This window comes from Streptomyces sp. NPDC017520 (assembly GCF_044329855.1).
Taxonomy (GTDB): Bacteria; Actinomycetota; Actinomycetes; order Streptomycetales; family Streptomycetaceae; genus Streptomyces.
The window spans coordinates 169,856-189,283 of sequence record NZ_JBIRKB010000004.1; the positions used below are offsets into that span (position 1 = coordinate 169,856).

General features: G+C 69.3%; 19 protein-coding genes. 10 read left to right on the forward strand and 9 right to left on the reverse strand.

From position 1 onward, the window contains the following. Positions 1-11: 11 nt before the first annotated feature. The 4 genes from ACH4KB_RS11500 to ACH4KB_RS11515 form a co-directional block, all read right to left on the reverse strand. Positions 12-1,190 (reverse strand): cytochrome P450, encoded by a 1,179-nt coding sequence (locus tag ACH4KB_RS11500; RefSeq protein WP_398065764.1) that lies wholly within the window; start codon positions 1,188-1,190, stop codon positions 12-14. A 49-nt stretch (positions 1,191-1,239) separates the two neighbouring features. Beyond that, complete coding sequence (locus tag ACH4KB_RS11505; protein WP_398065765.1) at positions 1,240-2,175, reverse strand: hypothetical protein; 936 nt, start codon at positions 2,173-2,175, stop codon at positions 1,240-1,242. 54 nt (positions 2,176-2,229) lie between these two features. Next, positions 2,230-3,348, reverse strand: a complete 1,119-nt coding sequence (locus ACH4KB_RS11510; RefSeq protein WP_398065766.1) for an NAD(P)/FAD-dependent oxidoreductase — start codon at positions 3,346-3,348, stop codon at positions 2,230-2,232. 78 nt (positions 3,349-3,426) lie between these two features. After that, positions 3,427-4,752, reverse strand: coding sequence for a class II 3-deoxy-7-phosphoheptulonate synthase (locus ACH4KB_RS11515; protein WP_398065767.1), 1,326 nt, complete (start codon positions 4,750-4,752; stop codon positions 3,427-3,429). A 258-nt stretch (positions 4,753-5,010) separates the two neighbouring features. Between ACH4KB_RS11515 and ACH4KB_RS11520 the strand changes: the two genes are divergently transcribed. Together ACH4KB_RS11520 and ACH4KB_RS11525 are read left to right on the forward strand one after the other, a co-directional pair. After that, positions 5,011-6,381 (forward strand): anthranilate synthase component I family protein, encoded by a 1,371-nt coding sequence (locus ACH4KB_RS11520; RefSeq protein ID WP_398065768.1) that lies wholly within the window; start codon positions 5,011-5,013, stop codon positions 6,379-6,381. Further along, positions 6,378-6,962 carry an anthranilate synthase component II gene (locus tag ACH4KB_RS11525; RefSeq protein ID WP_398065769.1) on the forward strand — a complete coding sequence of 195 codons (585 nt, stop codon included), beginning with the start codon at positions 6,378-6,380 and terminating at the stop codon, positions 6,960-6,962. Before ACH4KB_RS11520 ends, ACH4KB_RS11525 begins: the two co-directional genes overlap by 4 nt. On the opposite strand, the gene ACH4KB_RS11530 is transcribed toward ACH4KB_RS11525, so the two are convergent. Continuing rightward, on the reverse strand, positions 6,940-8,283 hold the full coding sequence (locus ACH4KB_RS11530) for a PLP-dependent aminotransferase family protein (protein ID WP_398065770.1): 1,344 nt from the start codon (positions 8,281-8,283) through the stop codon (positions 6,940-6,942). The two genes, ACH4KB_RS11525 and ACH4KB_RS11530, sit on opposite strands and share 23 nt — an antisense overlap. Before the next feature lie 450 nt (positions 8,284-8,733). Here ACH4KB_RS11530 and trpD point away from each other — a divergent pair, with 450 nt between their 5' ends. Continuing rightward, a complete protein-coding gene (gene trpD, locus ACH4KB_RS11535; RefSeq protein WP_398065771.1) occupies positions 8,734-9,828 on the forward strand; it encodes an anthranilate phosphoribosyltransferase in 1,095 nt (364 codons plus the stop codon). A gap of 112 nt (positions 9,829-9,940) precedes the next feature. On the opposite strand, the gene ACH4KB_RS11540 is transcribed toward trpD, so the two are convergent. Together ACH4KB_RS11540 and ACH4KB_RS11545 are read right to left on the reverse strand one after the other, a co-directional pair. After that, complete coding sequence (locus ACH4KB_RS11540; protein WP_398065772.1) at positions 9,941-10,750, reverse strand: indole-3-glycerol-phosphate synthase; 810 nt, start codon at positions 10,748-10,750, stop codon at positions 9,941-9,943. Between the two features lie 55 nt (positions 10,751-10,805). Continuing rightward, on the reverse strand, positions 10,806-12,044 hold the full coding sequence (locus ACH4KB_RS11545) for a CynX/NimT family MFS transporter (protein WP_398065773.1): 1,239 nt from the start codon (positions 12,042-12,044) through the stop codon (positions 10,806-10,808). Between the two features lie 104 nt (positions 12,045-12,148). Here ACH4KB_RS11545 and ACH4KB_RS11550 point away from each other — a divergent pair, with 104 nt between their 5' ends. Beyond that, entirely contained in the window at positions 12,149-12,985 is an 837-nt protein-coding gene (locus ACH4KB_RS11550; protein ID WP_398065774.1) for a helix-turn-helix transcriptional regulator, read from the forward strand. A gap of 49 nt (positions 12,986-13,034) precedes the next feature. Here ACH4KB_RS11550 and ACH4KB_RS11555 read toward each other — a convergent pair whose 3' ends face one another. Beyond that, entirely contained in the window at positions 13,035-13,496 is a 462-nt protein-coding gene (locus tag ACH4KB_RS11555) for an ATP-binding protein (protein ID WP_398065775.1), read from the reverse strand. Positions 13,497-13,649: 153 nt separating this feature from the next. Here ACH4KB_RS11555 and ACH4KB_RS11560 point away from each other — a divergent pair, with 153 nt between their 5' ends. From ACH4KB_RS11560 to ACH4KB_RS11575, 4 genes are all read left to right on the forward strand, one after another. Beyond that, the gene (locus ACH4KB_RS11560; RefSeq protein ID WP_398065776.1) at positions 13,650-14,528 is read left to right on the forward strand and encodes a Scr1 family TA system antitoxin-like transcriptional regulator; all 879 of its coding nucleotides are present in this window, start codon (positions 13,650-13,652) and stop codon (positions 14,526-14,528) included. Next, positions 14,525-14,770 (forward strand): DUF397 domain-containing protein, encoded by a 246-nt coding sequence (locus ACH4KB_RS11565; protein WP_398065777.1) that lies wholly within the window; start codon positions 14,525-14,527, stop codon positions 14,768-14,770. The genes ACH4KB_RS11560 and ACH4KB_RS11565 overlap by 4 nt, the downstream gene beginning before the upstream one ends. A gap of 226 nt (positions 14,771-14,996) precedes the next feature. Then, positions 14,997-16,316 (forward strand): SGNH/GDSL hydrolase family protein, encoded by a 1,320-nt coding sequence (locus ACH4KB_RS11570; protein WP_398065778.1) that lies wholly within the window; start codon positions 14,997-14,999, stop codon positions 16,314-16,316. A 148-nt stretch (positions 16,317-16,464) separates the two neighbouring features. Further along, entirely contained in the window at positions 16,465-16,947 is a 483-nt protein-coding gene (locus ACH4KB_RS11575) for a hypothetical protein (RefSeq protein WP_398065779.1), read from the forward strand. Positions 16,948-17,169: 222 nt separating this feature from the next. On the opposite strand, the gene ACH4KB_RS11580 is transcribed toward ACH4KB_RS11575, so the two are convergent. Beyond that, positions 17,170-17,637: a MarR family winged helix-turn-helix transcriptional regulator gene (locus tag ACH4KB_RS11580; protein WP_398065780.1), complete on the reverse strand. Its 468-nt coding sequence runs from the start codon at positions 17,635-17,637 to the stop codon at positions 17,170-17,172. A gap of 103 nt (positions 17,638-17,740) precedes the next feature. Between ACH4KB_RS11580 and ACH4KB_RS11585 the strand changes: the two genes are divergently transcribed. After that, positions 17,741-18,955 carry an amidohydrolase family protein gene (locus tag ACH4KB_RS11585; RefSeq protein WP_398065781.1) on the forward strand — a complete coding sequence of 405 codons (1,215 nt, stop codon included), beginning with the start codon at positions 17,741-17,743 and terminating at the stop codon, positions 18,953-18,955. Between the two features lie 125 nt (positions 18,956-19,080). Beyond that, positions 19,081-19,323 (forward strand): hypothetical protein, encoded by a 243-nt coding sequence (locus ACH4KB_RS11590; RefSeq protein ID WP_398065782.1) that lies wholly within the window; start codon positions 19,081-19,083, stop codon positions 19,321-19,323. Positions 19,324-19,428 lie beyond the last annotated feature (105 nt).

A 19,428-nucleotide genomic window follows, 5' to 3' on the forward strand; every position in this document is an offset into this window, starting at 1 on the left:
AGGGCCGTCCGTCAGGGGACGGCCACCTTCGACGGTGTGAGGACCGCGTCGAGGGAGACGATGTAGTCCTTCATCTGCTCCAGGGTTTGCAGGGGGTTCTCCGGGTCGGAGCGCATGTCGGAGAACGAGGCGACGACACGTTCCAGGACGACGCGGCCCAGAACGCGCACCAGGGGCAGGCCCAGGCAGATGTACATCCCTTGCCCGAAGGTCATGTGGGGGTTCGGGGAGCGCCTGATGTCGAAGCGGTCGGCCTGGGGGAAGTAGTTCTCGTCGAAGTTGGCCGACGAGTCCCAGACCACGATGTACTGGTCCGCTTTGATCTCCTGGCCTCCCAGTACGGTGTCGTGTCGGGCCGTGCGCCACAGGTTGAACCACGAGAAGTCGTAGCGCAAGATCTCCTCGATGGCCCCGGGGATCAGTGAGGGGTCGCGCCGCAGGGTCTGGAAGAACTCCGGGTCGCGACAGAAACGGTCGAAGGCATAGGCCAGCATGAGGGCCAGGGGTGCGTTGCCGGCGGTCGCCAGGTCAAGGCACATATGGACGATCTTTTCCTCGGCCAGTCGGCTGTCCTTGCGTCGCTCCGCGAGGAGTTCGCTCATGAGGTCGTCGCCCGGGTTGCGCTTGCGCTCGTCGAGCTGCTCCTTGAACAGGTCGACCACGTTGGCGTGGTCCGGGGAGCGGACGCCGATGAGCTGGCCGAACATCTGGTCGGACCATGCACGGAAGTGGTCGGCGCCGGGGATGCGCAGGCCGAACATATGGGCGACGGCGCGCTCCATGATCGGGTAGCAGAGTTCGCCGAGCATCTCCATCTTTCCGGAGGTGCGGGCGGGCTCGAGGAGCGAGTCGACCATGGCCGTGAATTCCGGCGCCATCTTTTCGATGCTGCCGGGTTGGAACGAACGCGCTACGAACCCGCGCAGGTAGCGGTGGTCGGGTATGTCCGCCCGGCCGAAGGAGAACGGCAGGCCCATGTGCGTCTTGTTGGTCACCGAGAAGTCGGCGGGATTCTTGAGCACGTGTTGCACGTCGTCGTACCGGAACACTTCCCACAGGTTGTATTCCGGGCGGAAGCGTAGTGGTTGATTCTTCTGCATGTGCTGGAACCAGGCGATCCGCGATGTGATGGAGTCACTCAGTTCGGGAAACAGCAGCTCCCTGGTCGGCTTGTTTGGCGAATTCGTCATACCCCTACCCTTTCTGACTGGCCGCACGTCGAACACCACCTGGGCGTGGTCAGAGGCGGCGCTCCACCGTGAGCCAGGTGAGCTCCTTCGAGCTGAACGTGCTGTCCCATACGGCCTTTCCGACCTCGGCGAGCCTGTCGGTGTGGCTGTCGATCACCTTGCCGAGGACGGGGCTGCTGAGCGTCTCGGAGGTCGGCCCGTACTGGACGATGACCTTGTTGCCCGTGGCCTGGCTGAACCTGAGCCGACCGACCGGCGCGTCGCAGATGCGCTCCCGTACGGGTGTCGGCGCCACGCTGACCAGGGGCGCCCAGGCGTACATCGACTCACCGCTGACGACCGCGTGATCCTGCAGGACCGTGAACGGCAGGGCCTTGAGGACTTCCATGCAGAGCTGCTGGTTGAAGTCGCAGTAGAGCTCGGCGTCGACTTCCACCCCCAAGGGCTGCCACGTGAGCCGGATCGGGATGCGCTGGAGCGGGTCCTCCTCGACGGTGAGCGGCGCGGGGGTACGCTCCGGCGGCGCCCCGGCCCCGTTCGTGGGGTAACGGTAGTGCTCGCCCAGGTTCCACGGGAAGTAGTGGTGCGACCAGGCCGTGAGGCGGTTCGCGTATTCAGTGAACGTAGCAAGCCTGTCCACGAGTTCGCCGCGGCTGCCCGTGGGCTGTCCGACCTGGTCGGCGTACTTGGCCAGTGTCGGGAACCCGTTGTAGCCGAGGAAGGTGCTGTAGATGGGGTCCAGCGTGCGGAAGACCGTCAGCACGTTGTCGACGGAGAGGCTCTCGTCCGTCGCCATCCTCGTCAACTGGTAGAGGTTCATCGAGTAATCGCGGACGATGCTGTTCGAGAAATCCCAGGCGGTGAAGTACTGTCCGTACGATCCCGGCAGCTCGGGAAGGGTTCCCGTGCGTATCTCCTGGATCTCTGGGGGCTCCTCGGACACGAAGCTCGTGATCAGCTCCCGAAGCTCCGGAAATGCAGACATGTTTCCCTCTCACTCGGTGTGCGGCAATGCCGCGACGTGATGGTGCGAGAACTCTTACGACGCCGTCCTCAATCGGTCGGGAGAGCATCGGGCCCACAGCGGGTGGATCTCCCCGGTGGCGATGTGGGTGGTCAGGGTCCGCCCGATGAACGGGGCGAGGGTGATACCGCTGTTGGCGAAGGCCTCGTAGTAGCCGGAAACAGCGGACAGCGCGCCGACACTGGGAAATCCGTCCCCCGGGAACACGGCGGTGCCGATGCGCACCTGGTCGACGGTGGCCGATTCGAGCGTCGGAATCGTCCGGTACACGCGCTCCAGCAGGTCCTTGACGAGCTCGTCGCCGGGTTCGGACCGGATTCCGGCCGGGAGGCGGGCGTCGATCTGGTCGGACCGCACGCGCACGCGCCCCGGCCCCGCCGACCTGGCGTGGACCTGCGCGCCGCGCAGGACGTGCCGCACCGGGTCGTCGCCGGTGAGCAGGTCGATCACGAGGCTGCTGCGCGTCGCCACGCCCTCGATCGGGGCGGTTCCGAGCATCGCGGCCACCGTGGGCGCCTGTGGCCCGGCAGCGTTGACTACTGCGTCGACCTCGATACGGTCGCCGGCTTCGAGTCGGAGGGCCCGCACTTCTCCGGCGTGGACCTCGATGCCGTCGACCGTGCCGTTCCACAGGGTCAGGCGCCCGGTGTCGTCGGCCGCCGCGAGTATCTCGGAGACCAGTTCCGGCCCATCGACCCAGCCCTCGTCGGGGAACAGCACGGCTGGTGTCCGTTCGTGCGGGAACGCGATGGCCGGCTCCCATGCGTGGGTTCCCCGGGACGCGTCGCGCCAGACCGTCCGATAGCCCCACGAGCTGAGGCGGTGGACCACGTCCGCGAACGGCAGGCCGTCGTCCTCGTCGTCGCCCCAGGCGAGGCTTCCGGTGGGGTGCCACCAGGGGGCGGAGTCGAACTGCTGGGCAAACCGGAGGTGTTCGATCATTCCGGTGTGGCTCAGCTCGAACCTCGCGTACGTCGGCTGCTGAAAGGCGCTCAACCGCGCGAAGCTGACATCGGTGGTCAGGCCGCCGGGCTGCGCTCGCTCCACGCAGTGCACCCGCATTCCTCGTTGGGCAAGGCTGAACGCCACGCAGGCTCCGATGACGCCAGCCCCTACGATCCCTACGGTTTTCACAGTCCCCCTCCATGGGTCGGGCGGGCTTGATCGCGCCAGGGCACCCGGTTCGCACCGGGCGCGCTGCCGGTCACGCGGTCACAGCAGTGCGGCGATATCGAAGGCCAGGTCGAGCGACTGGCTGCGGTTGAGCCGCGGATCGCAGGTCGACTCGTAGCGGTGGTGCAGATCGGCGGCCAGGATTTCGTCGCCGCCACCGATGCACTCGGTCACGTCTTCTCCCGTGAACTCGACGTGAATGCCGCCGGGGTGGGTGCCGAGGGCACGGTGGACTTCGAAGAAGCCGCGCACTTCGTCGAGGATGTCGGCAAGGCGGCGGGTCTTGCGGCCGCTTCGCTCCACGTACGTATTGCCGTGCATGGGATCGCAGATCCACAGAGGTGTGCCGTCCGTGCTCCCCGCGGCGCGGATCAGGCCGGGCAGCCGGTCGCGGATCTCGCGCGCGCCCATCCTGGTGATGAACGTCAATCGGCCCGGCTGCCGCTCCGGGTCGAGCAGGTCGATGTAGGAGCGGACCTCCTGAGGCGTTGCCGTCGGCCCGAGCTTGACCCCGACAGGGTTGGAGATGCTCCTCAGGTAGCCGATGTGCGCGCCGTCGGGAGCGCGAGTGCGCTCGCCGGCCCAGAGCATGTGTCCGCTGGTGGCATAGCTGATCCCGTCGGGGTCGGGACGGGTGAGCGCGTCCTCGTAGTCGAGGAGCAGGCTCTCGTGACTGGCGTAGATGTCGGCCGAGCGCAGCATGTCGAGCTGGACACCGCAGGCGCGCATGAACCGGAGCGCGTGGTCGATCTCGTAGGCCACTTCCTCGTAGTGGGAGCCTGCCGGTGAGTTCACCACGAAGTCCCGGTTCCACCGGTGCAGTTGGTCGAGCCCCGCGTATCCGTCGCGCGCGCAGACCGCCATGATCTCCAGGGTGGACCGCGAAGCCTCGTACATCCGCCACAGCCGGGCCGGGTCCGGCACGCGGGCCAGCGGGTCGAACGCGAAGTCGTTGACCGCGTCGCCCCGGTACACCGGCAGCGTGACGCCGCCCCGGGTCTCGAAGGGACTGGATCGCGGCTTGGCATACTGGCCCGCTATGCGGCCGATCTTCACGACCGGTGTCGCAGCCGCATAGGTGAAGATGACGGCCATTTGAAGCAATGTCTTGATCTTGTTGCGGACCGCTTCCGGTGTCACACCGTCGAACGTCTCCGCGCAGTCGCCGCCCTGCAGCACGAACGCCTCGCCGTTGGCCGCCGCCGCGAGCCGCGACCGCAGACCGTCGCATGCGCTGGGGGTGACCAAGCCGGGCGCGGCGGACAGCTGGGCCACCACGTCCTCCAGAGCGGCGCGGTCCCGCCACTCCGGCTGGTGCGTCGCCGGCGCGTCGCGCCAGGAGACAAGCAGGTCGGAATTCGTCATGAATGCAGACCAACACGAGCCCTGTCCGGGGCGCAATGAATTGCTCAAGTGGTCCGGTCGATCGAGCGACCATTGGTCTGGCCAACCACGACCGGGACGATGACATAGTTTTCGAGCAACAACGCCGGCGATCAGGGGTGTTTAGATTTCATTTACTTTTTCTTCTTACGATGGAGGTGTGTCATCTCCGTGATGACGGAATTTCTGGACGTTACCGTGACCGCGATTCCCGTGGCGACAACCGCGAACGCACTGGCTGTGCGCAGTGAATTGTGCCGACGGCTCGGCGCCGAGGAGGTCTTCCTGCTCGACGACCTGCACCCGGACCGGTCCCATGCGGGCACGGGCACCGTGGTGGGCTTCGGCCGGCTCGCCGAGATCTCGGTGACCGGCGACCGGGTCACCGTGCGCGGCAGCGGCCCGGTGGCCGACCTGCTGCGGACCCGCTGCGGGCCGACAGCGGCCAACCCCTGGGACATGCTCCGCCGGGCCACGCGCCTGTTCCGGGTGCATACCGACGTACGCGGCTTCTCTTTCGGCTTCCTCACCACGGTCGGCTACGACGCGGCGGCGTACATGGAGGAGTTGCCGCCGCGGCGCACCGCACCGGGCGTGCCGGACCTAACCCTCACCCTGTTCCAGCACACCCTGTGGTTCGGTCGCGGGGGCGGGCCGCCGGTGCTGCTCCGCGCCACGGGCCCCGGGCTCCCCGAGTCGCTGCCGCACGAGGCGTTGAGCGACATTCCCGACACCGATCTCGAGGTGCCGCCCGCGGCCGTCCCGCTCGCGGTGCACGACACCGTCGACCGGGAGACGTTTCTCGGCTGGGTCGAACGCTGCCTGGACCACATTCGCGTGGGGGACATCTACCAGATCCAGGTGGGCCATCGCATCGACGTACGCAGCGAACTGACGCCGGAAGAGGCCTACCGGCGCCTGAGCGACCGCAACCCGTCGCCGTACATGTACCTGCTGACGCAGTGCGGGACCACACTCATTGGCGCGAGCCCGGAGATGCTGTTCCGTCTCGACGAGGGCCACATCACCATGCGGCCGATCGCTGGGACCACGCGCCGCGACCCGACCGGAGCTGACAACGAGCGGCGGATCGAGGAACTGCGGGCCGACGTCAAGGAGCGGGCGGAGCATGTGATGCTCGTCGACCTGTGCCGCAACGACATCGGCAGGGTCTGCCGCCCCGGCACCCTCGCGGTGGCGGACCTGATGATCGTCGAGGCGTTCTCGCACGTGTTCCACCTGGTGTCCACGGTGACCGGCACGCTGGACGCCGGCCGAGACGTCTGGGACGTGCTGTGCGCCACGTTCCCCGCCGGGACCATGACGGGGGCGCCGAAGCTGCGGGCCATGGAGATCATCGACGAGATCGAGGCCGAACGTCGCGGCCTCTATGCGGGCGCCGTCGGTCTCGTGGACGTCCAGGGGTGGGCCGAGTTCGCCCTGTGTATCCGGACCATCTCGCATCACGAACCCTCCCCGGGCGACCACCGCTACGCCACGCAGAGCTGCGCGGGAGTGGTCGCCCTGTCCGAGCCGAAGCGGGAGTGGGACGAGACCTTGGCCAAGATGGGGGCCGCCCACTGGGCCCTCACCGGAGAGGAGCTGGCGTGAGAGTGCTGGTGGTGGATGCTCTCGACAGCTTCGTCCACGTCATCGACCAGTACCTGCGCGAACTGGGGGCGGACACCGAGGTCGTCCGTTCCGGTGCGCGCACGGCACAGGAGCTGTCCGCGTGGCAGCCGGACGCCGTGGTCCTGGGGCCGGGGCCCGGTCACCCCGCCGACTCCGGTCATGTGGCGCTGGTCCGCCACTTCGCCGGTGCCGTGCCGCTACTCGGCGTGTGCCTCGGGCATCAGGCCATCGCGTTGGCGTTCGGTGGCGCGGTCCGGCTCGCGGACAACCTCATGCACGGCCGCACGAGTGTGATCGACCACGACGGCCTGGGCGTGTTCGCCGGCCTGCCCGGTCGGCGCACGGTCACCCGGTACCACTCGATCGTCGTGACCGAGCCCTTGCCGGCGGAACTCGTGTGCACGGCACGGTCGACCGACGACAGCTATCCGATGGGGCTGCGTCACCGCGAACTTCCGGTCGAAGGTGTGCAGTTCCACCCGGAGAGCATCACCACCGGCGACGGCCGCACGATGCTGGCGAACTTCCTTGCCGGCGTCAGGTCTTCGGCTTCCTGGTGACCTGGCCCATGGCCCGGGCAAGTACAGCGACCGCCTCCGGGAGCACGCTGCGGCGCACCGCGCCGTAGCCGAGCACCAGCCCGGGCGAGGGCGACCGGCGGCCGAACTGGAAGTGCCTGCTGGGTTGTACGAGAACCGACTTCGCCCGTGCGAGGGCGGCGAGGCGGACGTCGTCGACGCCCTCGGGTAACTGGACGTAGGCGTGGGTGCCCGTCGGCTCGCCGGATATCCGGGCGCCCGGCATGTGCTCTTCGACGGCCTCCTGCAGCGCCGCGCGCCGTGCCCGCAGAATGGTCCGGATCCCCCGGATGTGCTGGTCCAGCAAGCCGGACGAGATGAAGTGGGCGAACGTCAGCTGGGTGAGCGGGTCCGGGGCGCCCAACGGTGTCCGGTCGAACCGCTCCGCCATCGCGTCGGGCGCCGCCACCCAGCCGAGCCGTAGGCACGGACCGAGCATGGCCCCGGTGGTGCCGGCGTAGATCACCCGCTCCGGACGGTGCCGTTGCAGGGCGAGGGGACCGCTGCTGAGGCCGAACCACAAGTGCCCGTCCCGGTCGTACTCGATCACCCAGCCGTCCACGTCGGCGGCCCAGCGCAGCAGGGCCTCCCGGCGTCCCGGCGACAGCACCGCGCCCGTCGGCACCTGTGACACCGGGGTGACCAGCACGGCGCGCGCCCCGGAGCGGGCGAGGCCGTCCACGTCGATGCCCTCACCGTCCACGGGTATTCCGCTGACCCGCAGTCCCGCCCGCTCAGCGATCCTGACCCGCCAGGGCACACCGGGATTCTCCACGGCGATGTGGTCGGTACCGAGGTCGCGCAGGACATCGCACACCACGTGCAGGGTGTGGTCGAAGTCCGCGGTGACGGCGACCCCGGCGGCGGTCGTCAGGAGCCCTCTCGAACGGCCGAGGTAGGCCGCGAGTCTCTCCCGGAGCTCCGGAACACCGAGGGGGTGCCACTGGGGGCCGACGCCTCCGATCGACTGCCCCACGCACTCGTAGGACCGCAGCCACTCACGGGACGGGAACAGCGCGGAGCTGGTCGCGCCGACCCGCAGGTCGTGGCGGGCCTCCGCGCACCGGGCCGGCTCGGCCGTACCGCGATCGAGACGCGACAGGTGGGTCGCCACCCTGGTGCCCGAGCCCTGAGCGGACCGCAGATACCCTCCGGCGACCAGCTGCTCGTAGGCCTGGACCACGACACTGCGCGAGACCCCGAGATCCTCGGCGAGATTCCGGCTCGATGGCAATCGGACACCTGGATGCAGGGTGCCGTCTTTTATTCGTTCGCGGATGGCGGCCTGAATCTGCGTGGTCATGGACAGTGGAAATTTTCGGTTTATGGCGATCGGCAGCATTCTTCCCCCATTGGCTGCGGCCTTCCGGCCAGTGCGAAGGTGGATCCGGCTTCTTGCGCGCGGGCCGTCGGTGAGCGATGGGTTTCTCTTCCATCCGGAATTGGCCTGCTCGCGGAAGAGTGGAATGGACTGGGCCGACGCCGTTGTCGGCTGCGACACTCCTACTGGCTACGTAGACGGAGAGCGGAAGCCGTCCCCACGAGACTTCGGGAACCACCGGCGGCTCGGGCCGTCATTCGAGAAATCGGCCGGTTCTGGAGCCACACGGAGCCTCCGCGCCGCGCGCGGGGTAGCTCCTGGTCTCACGTACACGGTTCCGCACGATCACGTACTGGTGCCCGCGCTGACGTACATCCGGCACGCAGAGTCACGGACAAAGCCACATGACGAACAACCAGTGAAGGAGTAGCGATGACCGGCCAGGCGACCGCATCCGACACGGCTCGGAAGCGATGGGCTGATATCTTCTCGGCACTCACGGACCGCCGCGACCTCACCGGAGTCGACACGGAGTGGGCCATGGGCGAGGTCATGCGTGGCGACGTTGACGATGCCAGGCTCGGTGGCCTGCTGGTGGGGCTGCGGTCCAAGGGAGAGTCCGTCGCCGAGCTCGACGGCCTTGTCCGTGCCATGGACGCGCACGCGGTCAGGGTCCGGGCCGAGGGGCCGCTCCTGGACATCGTCGGCACGGGCGGAGACATGGCCCGTACGGTGAACATCTCCACCGTCTCGGCGATCGTGGCCGCGGCAGCGGGCGCGCGCATCGTCAAACACGGCAACCGGTCCGCGTCCTCGGCCTGTGGATCGGCAGACCTGCTCGAAGAACTGAACGTGGTCATCGACCTGCCGGCGGTGACGGTGGAGCGAGTGCTCGCCGAAGTGGGCATAGCCTTCTGCTTCGCCCCGGTGTTCCACCCTGCGATGCGCCACGCCGCCGCGGTACGGAGGCAACTCGGTATGCCGACGGCCTTCAACGTGCTGGGCCCCCTGACGAATCCCGCGGCGCCCGACGCGGCCGCCATCGGCGTCGCCGACGCCCGGATGGCCCCGGTCATCGCCGGAGTGCTGGCTCGCCGGAACCGCTCAGCGCTCGTCTTCCGCGGCGACGACGGGCTTGACGAACTGACGGTCACCACGACGTCCCGGGTGTGGACGGTGCACAGCGGGACCGTACGCCCCGAGACCTTCGACCCGAAGGACCTCGGCATCCCGCAGGCCTCGCTGGACTCCCTGCGCGGCGGCAGCCCGGAGCACAACGCGGAGATCACCCGGAGGATGCTCGCAGGCGCACTCGGCCCGGTCCGCGACGCCATCCTGCTGTCCGCCGCGGCAGGGCTCGCCGCCGCGGCCCCCGACACCGCGCCCGTCACGGAGCGACTGGGGGCCGCCATGACGCGGGCCGCCCGCGCCGTCGACAGCGGCGACGCCGCGGAACTCCTCGACCGGTGGGTCAAGGTGACGGCCGGGCTCGCCGAGGCCGAGAGCGCGACATCCCTGGCCGGGTGAACGGACCTCCGACGGCCCCACGGCGGTCGGCTTTGCCGTAAGGGGTCGACTCGGCCCGGGAGTTCGTCCGCGAACGCGGAGGCCACCCCGGGCCGGTCGACCACCCGCCCGGTCACGCCAGGCCCTCCCGCCGCCCCGCCATCAGCATCGCGGCCACCGCGTCGGCCGGCCGGGCGTCGGCGACGAGCGCCGAGCCGACGAGCACCGCGTCGGCGCCAGCCTGTGCATAGGCCCGTACATCGGCCGGGCCCCGCACCCCGGACTCGGCCACGGTGACCACCTCGCCCGGTATCCGGGCGGCAAGCCCGGCATACACGTCACGGTCGACGCGCAGCGAGGCCAGGTCCCGTGCGTTCACCCCGATGATCCGGACCCCGGCGGCCAACGCCCGGTCCACCTCTTCCCCGGTATGCGTCTCCACCAGCACGGCCAGGCCGTACTCCCCGGCCTGCCGCACCAGGATCTCCAGCCCCGCCCGGGACAGGGCCGCGACGATCAGCAGCACCAGGTCGGCCCCGGCGACGGCGGTCTCGGCGAGTTGGTAGGGGTGCACGACGAAGTCCTTGCGCAGCAAGGGAATGTCAACTGCCGCACGCACGGCCCGCAGATCGTCCAACGAGCCGCCGAAGTACCTCGGTTCGGTCAGCACACTGATCGCGGCCGCACCACCGGCCGCGTACTCGACAGCGAGAGCCCCCGGTCGGTCGATCGCCGCGAGCCGCCCGCGGGCCGGGCTGACGCGCTTCACCTCTGCGATCAGCCGTACTCCGTCGGCGCCGCGCTGTGCGGCGCCGACGGCCTCGGGAGTCATCCGGGCGTCGCACGACTCGGCCCTGCGCCGCAGAACCTCCGGGCTCACCTCGGCCATGCGCTCCCGCAGGTCCGCGCGGACTCCGGCCACGATCTCGGTCAGCACGCTCATCCGACAACGCCCTCCCCCTGTTTGTGGTGCACGGTGTCCCCCGGCCTCCGGTCGATCAGTGCTCGGGTGACGAGGCGTGCTCCGGTGCCGAAGGTCCCCGGTCAGGCTCCTCGGCCTCAGCCCGCAGCACCGTGCCACGCCCGGCCACCAGCGCCACCGCCGTCTGACCGGCCGCAGCCACACACATCAGCACCAGAGGCACCTGCCAGCCGGAACTGACGGTGTGCAGCAGCCCGAAGACCACTGGGCCAACAGCGGCAAACAGATAGCCGATCGACTGCGCCATCGCCGACAGCGCGCCCGCCCCGGCCGCGTCCTGGGCACGCATGCCGAGGAACGCCAGCGCGAGCACGAGACAGGCCCCGCCGCCCAGGCCGAGAACGATGCTCCACAGCAGCGCCAGCTCCGGGGCCACCAGGAGCCCGAGGTAGCCAAGGAACAGAATGGCCGAGCAGATCGCCGCCAGCGCCCGCTGGTCACGCGCCCAGCGCAGCGCGCCCGGCACCGCCAGGCTGGTCAGCACCGCGACCGCCTGGAACAGGAACAGCAGCCATCCGGCCTTGGCCGCACTGACGCCGTTGTCCTGGAAGACCTGGGGCAGCCACGTCACAACCACGTAGAAGCCGAGAGACTGCAGCCCCATGAAGGCCGCGACCGCCCACGCGAGGCCGGACCTCCAGGGCAGCCGGTGCTGCCCGCGCGCCGCCTGCGGGGCGGACGGCGCGGCGCGCATCTGAGGAAGCCACAACAGCACGGCGATCAGCGCGATCAGCACCCAGCCCCCCAGCGCGGTGGACCAGCCACCGGGAGCGACCTCGCTGATCGGCACCGCCACCCCGGACGCGACTGCGGCGACGCCTCCCATCACCGTCGCATAAGCGGCGGTCAACAGCCCTACCTTGGTGGGGAAGTCACGCTTGATGAGGCTCGGCAGCAGGACGTTGCCCACAGCGATACCGGCTCCGATCAGCACGGTTCCCCCGAACAGACCGACCGCCGAGGGCACCCACCGAACCGCGATCCCCAGGGTCAGCACGGCGAGCGCAGCGCCGAGGAGCCGCTCGTCTCCCCACCGAGCGGCAAGCCGGGGCACCATCGGGGACAGTGCGGCGAACGCCAGCAACGGCAGTGTGTTCAGCAGGCCGAGCAGCGCCGGAGCCAGCCCCAGGTCGTCCTGGATTCGATCCAGCAACGGCCCGACACCCGTCAGACTCGCCCGGAGGTTGGCTGCTGCCACGAGCAACCCCCACAGCAGCAGTGCCTGTCCGGAACGCCGTCTCGATGTGTTCTCCATGACCGTCATCATCGAGCTTCACCTGGCGCTCTACGAGGCCGTGCTGAGGCTAGCCCCCGCAGGGCCACCCTCGGCCCACCCGGCGACACCGGTAACCTGGCGGCATGGGGACTCCGTTGGGGAACTTCATCCGGACCAAGCGCGACAGCATCCAGCCAGAATCTCTTGGCCTGCACAGACACGGCCGCCGCCGATCGCCTGGGCTGCGCCGCCTTGACCTCGCCACCCGAGCCGGTATAAGCGTCGAATACCTGGCCCGCATCGAGCAAGGGCGCGACCACAACCCATCGCCCGCGGTCGTCAACTCACTCGCCGACGCGCTCTGTCTCGACCCCTCGGAACGCAACCATCTGCGCTACCTCGCCAAGATCTCCGGTGACCAGTGCTCGGTCCAGATCACACCCGTGCCACCGCCCCGGCGGGTGCGCCCGGCCGTCCTGCGGACGCTCTGTCTCCTGGAACCCGGCGTCGCCCTCGTGACCAACCGGCTCGGCGATGTCCTCGCCCACACCACGGGCTTCCAGTCGATCACCAGCGGCACCGGACTGCTCGACGCCGCCGAGCCGAATCTCAACCGCTATCTGTTCACCGACCCCCGTTCCCGGGCATTCTTCGTCGACTGGGACGACATCGCGGACGAGCACACCTTCGACCTCTGGCAGGCGCCGTCCCTGGAGAACCTCGAGTGGCTCACCTCCGAGCTCACCCCCGTCGCCGGGCCCGAGTTCACCAACCGCCTGTCCCGCCACGTCGTACCGCGCCGCGACGTACTCAGGCTCGACCACCCGGACGGGCACCAACTGAGGCTGCTCCGCGAGACGCTAGAACTGCCCATGGATGCCCAGCAGCTCGTCATCTTCCTGCCCGAGTGCGACCAGACGGCCCAGGCCATCGACCAGCTCCGGCGCCAGTCCCATGGACGGCTGCGGTCCATTTCGTAACGCGGACGGCCACGGCGACAGCGCGTAGCGGGGGCGGCGCCGAGAGCCCTCAGTACAGCAGGTCCAGCTCCGCCCGGACCGTCTTGCCCGGGTCGCGGTCGAGGACCTCCCAGCGGTCGGCCAGGGCGTCCACGATCAGCAGCCCGCGCCCGCTGTCGGAGCTGTCCTCCGGCGCGGTGATCTCGCCGGGTCCCGGCGGCCGGCACTCGCCCCGGGTGTCGGACACCTCGATCCGCAGGAGGCCGGGCGTCTCCGGGTCGCCGAGCAGGAACGACAGGCGCAGTTCGAAGTCGCGGCCGGGGACGCGGCCGTGGGTCGCGGCGTTGGCCGTCAGCTCACCGATGATCAGGGCGGCCGACTCCGAGGCGTCACTGAGGTACGGGATGCCCCAGGTGTGCAGCTTGTGCAGCCCGACGCGGCGGGCGAGCCGGGCACCGCGTGGATCGGCGTCGAATTGACGCTTGAACACACGTACGGTTACGGGAGGTTGGGTCGTCGTGAGTGCTTCCATGCCCCCAGATTCCAGGCCTCGGCCCCCCTCCACCAGGCCAGAAACCCGTACGCTGAGTCAGCGTACGGGTGCGAAGGGTAGACGGTACGGGTCACGTTCCGTGAACATGGACGCGTTGCGGACCAGGACAGGCGCATGGGGAGGTGGCCGTACATGACGCACGGCACGGACGGCATCGACAGCATCACGTACGGGACCTTCGGCAACGGCGGCGCACGCAGCGCCGAGCCCGAACCGCAGTACATCCTCAAGATGTTCGGAGAGGTGGTCAAGACCTTCCGCAAGCGGGCGCGGCTGACACAGGAGCAGTTCGCGCCACTCGTCGGGTACTCACTGGAGACCGTCGCCTCCATCGAGCAGGGCCGCCGCCTCCCGCCGCCGGACTTCGCGGAGCGCGCGGACAGCATCCTCGACGCGTTCGGGGTGATCCTGGCGGCGGCGAAGCATCTGACCCGGCGGAAGGGGCTGGCGAGCTGGTTCCGGCAGTGGGCGGAACTGGAGCTGTTGGCGCTGAGTCTGTACACGTACGAGTGCCGGTTGATTCCGGGGCTGTTGCAGACGCCTGCGTACGCGCGGACGCTGTTCACCGACCAGTTGCCGCCGCTCGGTGACGAACAGATCGAGGCCCAGCTCGCGGCCCGGCTGGAGCGTCAGGAACTCCTGCGCAACCGACCCAACACCGCATTCAGCTTCATCCTCGAAGAGCACCTGTTCCTCAGGGACTTGGGCGGCGAGGAGGTCACCAGGGAGCTGCTCGACCACATCCTCGACCTGTCCGAGCTGCGCAACGTGGACGTCCAGATCATGCCGCTCGTACGGCATCACCATGCGGGCCTGCACGGGCCGATGCAACTGCTGGAGACGCAGGATCACCAGTGGTTCGGCTATCTGGAGGGGCAGGAGCACGGACAGTTCGTCTCCGACCTCAAAGTGCTCAGCGCGCTCCAGATGCGGTGTGCCAGTATGCGTTCACAGGCTCTCTCGTTGGACGACTCCAAGAGCCTGATGCGGCGTATGCGAGGAGCGAGATGAGCACCACACCCCTGGCCTGGTTCAAGAGCAGCTACAGCAGCGGCTCCGGCGACTCCTGCGTGGAGGTCGCCCTGGAGTGGCACAAGTCGAGCTACAGCGGCGGCTCCGGGGACTCCTGTGTCGAGGTCGCCGCCTGCCCCTCCACCGTCCACGTCCGCGACTCCAAGCTCGACGAGAGCCCTCAGCTCGCCCTCGCCCCGACCGCCTGGTCGCACTTCCTCGGGTACGCGGCCCAGGGCTGAGCGACCCTGGGCGCCCGCCAGTCGTCCTCTTGCGCCCGGGTGGGCCGAAGCCGGGCCGAAGCCGAAGGCAGCGAGCACGGTGAGGCCGGCCGTCGCCGAACAGACAAGCGCGGCTGCGGCCTCTGCTGGGGCTAACCCGAGGACCGACTCCGGGGCCCGCCGTGGTGTGCTGCGGCTCGAAACACGGTGAGATCTCCTCATCACTCATTTGCCGAGGAGATCCCTGATGCGTTCGGAAAAATCTCGACCGTGGAAGAAGTCGGGACGACGAGGCCTGCTCGCCGCCACCGCAGCCGTGTGCACCATGCTCGTCGTCTCGGCGGCAGCCGTGGCGCACGACGCTGGACCGCAGAAGTCCCGCGCCGCAGCGGGCCCGGCGTGGACCGGGGCGTGGGGCACCGCCGTGCAACAGCCCGTCGAGGGCAGCGAGGACTGGGGGCCCAACTGGTCGCGCCAGGGGTTCGCCGACCAGTCCGTACGCCAAGTGGTCCGCGTCGCGACCGGCGGCTCCGCCTTGAGGATCAGGCTGTCCAACGCGTACGGCACCGCACCACTGCGGATCACCGGAGCGACGGTCGGCCGGTCCGCCGGCGACGCCCAGGTCTGGCCCGGCACGGCACGGAAGCTGACGTTCGGCGGGGCCGAGGGTGCCACCATCGCCCCGGGGCGTGACCTCGCGAGCGACGCCGAGGCCCTGAGCACCTCACCGCTGGAGAAGCTGACCGTCACCCTGTACTTCGCCGGCCGCAGCGGCGCGGCCACCTTCCACCGGTTCACCACCGCCACCTCGTACCGCGCCCCCGGGCGCCATCTGACCGACCCCGGCGGCGACGCCTTCACCACGTCAACGAACGCCTGGTACTTCCTGAGCGGGGTCGAGGTGTCCGGGTCGGCCTCCCCTCGGCGCGGCACCGTGGTCGCCTTCGGGGACTCGCTCATGGACGGGGCAGGGGCGACCCCGGGCGCCGACAACCGCTTCACGGACAAGCTCGCCGAACGCATCGTGGCCGGCCGCCGGCCGTTGGACGTGGTCAACGCCGGCATCAGCGGAAACCGGATCCTCAACGACTCCCCCTGCTACGGGGACAAGGCCACCGACCGCTTCCGGCGCGACGTACTCGACCGCCCCGGCGTGCGCACGGTGATAGTCCACTTGGGCGGCAACGACATCGCCGCGCCCGAAATGGGCGACCCCTGCATGGGCGACGCACCCCGGGTGACCGCTCACCAGATCATCGCCGCCCACAGAGAGCTGGTCCGGGCCGCCCACGCCCGAGGCGTCAAAGCCGTCGGCGCGACCATCCTGCCCATGAAGGGCGCCCTCTTCCCGCTCTACAGCGAGCAGGGCGAGAAGGTCCGGACCGCCGTCAACCACTGGATACGCACCAGCGGCGTGTACGACTCCGTCCTCGACGTCGACCGCGCCCTCGCGAGCCCTGCCGATCCCGCTCTGCCGCGCCCCGGCTACGTCTTCCAGGACGGTCTGCACCCCAACGAAGCCGGGTCCCATGCCGTATCCGCCGCCGTGGACCTCAACGCGCTCTGAGCCCTCGCTCCGGGCGACGGCGGGTCCGCCTTCGCCTGGGTGGAAGCCCGCCCGGTCCGCGCGCCGGTGCCGGGCGGGTAACGTAAAGAGGTACGACTGATCGACTCATGGGCCTCCTGGCGGGCTGCGTGAACCCAGGAGGAGCAACATGACGACCAACCGTGGACGCAAGGACGTCATCCGTGACCGGATGGCCGCCACCGGCGAGTCGTACAACGTCGCCGCCCGCAACCTCAAGGCCATGAAGGACATGGGCGCGACCCGCGAGGCCGTCCTCGTGCAGCGCTGGAAGCCCGCCGACAGCTTCGACGTGCCGTGTCCGTGCGGCGGGACCTGCGAGCCGGGCGAGACCTGCGACCACTGCCACGCCCGCCACCGCCATGTGAAGCGTTACCCGGGCTCCACCACCGAGGTCGAGACCTGGGCCGACCGCTACGAGTGCACCGGCTGCTCCGCCTCGTACACCCTGACCATCCACCTGGCCGGGCGGCCCTGGGGCGTCGCCGAGACCGTCGTCCAGGGCGGGTCGGCCGAGGAGATCGTGCGGGCCCGGGTCTTCCCCGGCGTGATCCACCCGCTGCTGCGGTCGGAGGCGGGCGAGGCAGGCCGGAGCGACGACGACGCAGAGTGAGCCTCCGCCCACTCGAACTCGCAGGTCAAAGGGCTGGTGCGAGCGGTCCTCGGGGCACTCGTGCTGGTCGTGGGCGGGAGTCTGCGGAGAAGATCGTCTGCCAGCGGTTGACTTCGCGGTTCGCCAGGACGAGCAGAGCGTGAAGGACTCGGGTGGCGCACTCGTCGCCTGCCCCCCGAGGAAGGGTTTCCCGCCGTGATGCAGTGTCGGGGCACCGCTCTCTCAGTCGCGGTCGGCTACCTGTTTTCTGGACCACGCAGTGGCGTCAGCTCCGTATCGAGACAAGAGGTGTGCGAACTGGATCCGCTCCTCCGGTGACCAGGCAGCGGTGATCTCCTCGAACGCTCTGCGCTGTTCGGCGGCGAAGCGGTCGCGTTCGGCCTCGCCGTGTTCGGTGAGTTCGAGCACGGTGCGGCGTCCGTCGGCCTGGGACGCCGTCCGGCGCAGCAGACCGTCCGTGATGCAGGCGGCGACGGTCCGGCTGGCCACCGGCTGGGCGACGCCCATCTCAGCGGCGAGGCCACCGACGGTCGTCTCGCCCGGCGCATCGGCGATCACGTTGAGTACGAGGTTGCGGGACAGGTCCTTGTTCGATGCCGGTGCACGGCGGCGCAACCGTGACAGCGCCGGGCCGATCTGATTCAGCGCCAGGTCGTCGGAAGGCTGTTCGGAGAAGGACACACTGCTCATGTGACTGAGTCTAGGCCCGGTCCGCACATTTGCATACCGTCAGGCAACTGCATAGCTTTAGGTATGTAAATTATGGACGAGTGAGGAAACGAGGCCGACCGCTATGGCGCTCACCGCGATCACAGGCGCGCAGATCTTCGACGGGGAGAAGACGACAGGCGTGCAAACCGTGGTCATCGACGGCGGGCGGATCGCCCGTGTCGGTGGCGACGCTCCTCAGGGCAGCGAGATCGTCGACGGCAGCGGCGCCACGCTGCTGCCGGGGCTCATCGACGCCCATGTCCACTCCGCCCCGGGTTCCCTGGCGCTCGCCCTGAGGTTCGGGGTGACGACCGAACTGGAGATGCAGGGGATGAACACCCGGGAGAACCGGGGACCCATCGCCGGCGACGACACCCTGGCTGACGTGCGCTCTTCAGGATTCGCCATCACGCCGCCCGGCGGCCACCCGAGCGAGCTGATGCCCGAAGGCTTCCGGCCGAAGTGGGATCTCCCCCCGGTGATGCCCCTGATGCCGTTCTCCAGCACGCCTGCCGAAGCGGCCGCATTCGTGCCCCAACTCCTCGGTCGTGGCTCCGACTTCATCAAGTTCATGATCGACGACGGCAGCGTGGAGGGGCATCCCGGGCTGCCGTCGCTCGACCAGGCCACCGTGAACGCCGGTGTCGCCGAAGCCAAGAAGTACGGCGCCCTCACCGTGGCCCACGCGCTGACCGCGGAGGCCACCAGGATGGCAGCCGAAGCCGGCATCGACGGCGTCACCCACGTGTTCATGGACCAGCCGCACACCGCCGAGATCATCAGCATCATCAAGGACGCAGGCATGTTCGTCATTCCCTGCATCACCCTCAATGCGTCGATGATGGGGATCACCGGCAGCGAGCTCGCCGACGACCCCCGGGTTGCCGCACGCCTCGACAGCGAATGGGACAGGACCCTGCGCTCCAGCTACAACCGCTACCCGCAGGGCAAGCTCGACGACGTGTACGCCACCGTGCACGCCCTGGACGCCGCCGGCGTCGATGTGCTGGCCGGCACCGACGTCTCCATGCCCGAGACGTTCTTCGGGGGTCTGGCACACGGAGCGAGCCTGCACCACGAACTGCAGTACCTGGTGGCCGCCGGCCTCACGCCCGAACGGGCCCTGCGCGCAGCCACTGCCACCACAGCCCGCCGCTTCCGGCTCAGCGACCGGGGCCGCATCGCCGAGGGGCTCCGCGCCGACCTCCTGCTGGTCGACGGAGACCCGACCCACAACATCAGCGACACCCTCAACACCCGCGCCGTCTGGCGACGCGGCACCCGCCTGGCGGCATGACCGCAGCACTTCCCCTTGAGAGAAGGAGTCACCTGTCCGGTTCTCGCTCGCCGCGGTACGGCGGCCTTCCACGATCCGCTGCATGCTGTATGCCGGCGCACGGGCAGGTGGGTGGACGGGCGGTGATGCTGATCCCGCACCGCGGGTCCGGCGCGGGCGAAGGCATGCTCCCGCCGGACTACCAGCGCATCATCGCCGCCGTGCGGCAGGCCGCCGGACCGGTCATGGCCCGTGAGGTCGGCGAGGTGGTGGGGGTGGACGTCAGCGTGAAGGCCAGGCTGGAACCGCCGCGTAGCAGGCTGGTCGGACGCGTCGATCGCGGCTGGCCGCGGAGACTGCCTGACGGCCGGTTCAACACCCGCCTGTGACCAGGAGCACCGCCTGAAGGCGATTCGGTCAAGGTGGCGGATCCTGCCGCCGGGGAAGATCGCGGTGATCGTCCTGGCTGTGCTGCGGCACGACCTGCGCCGCCA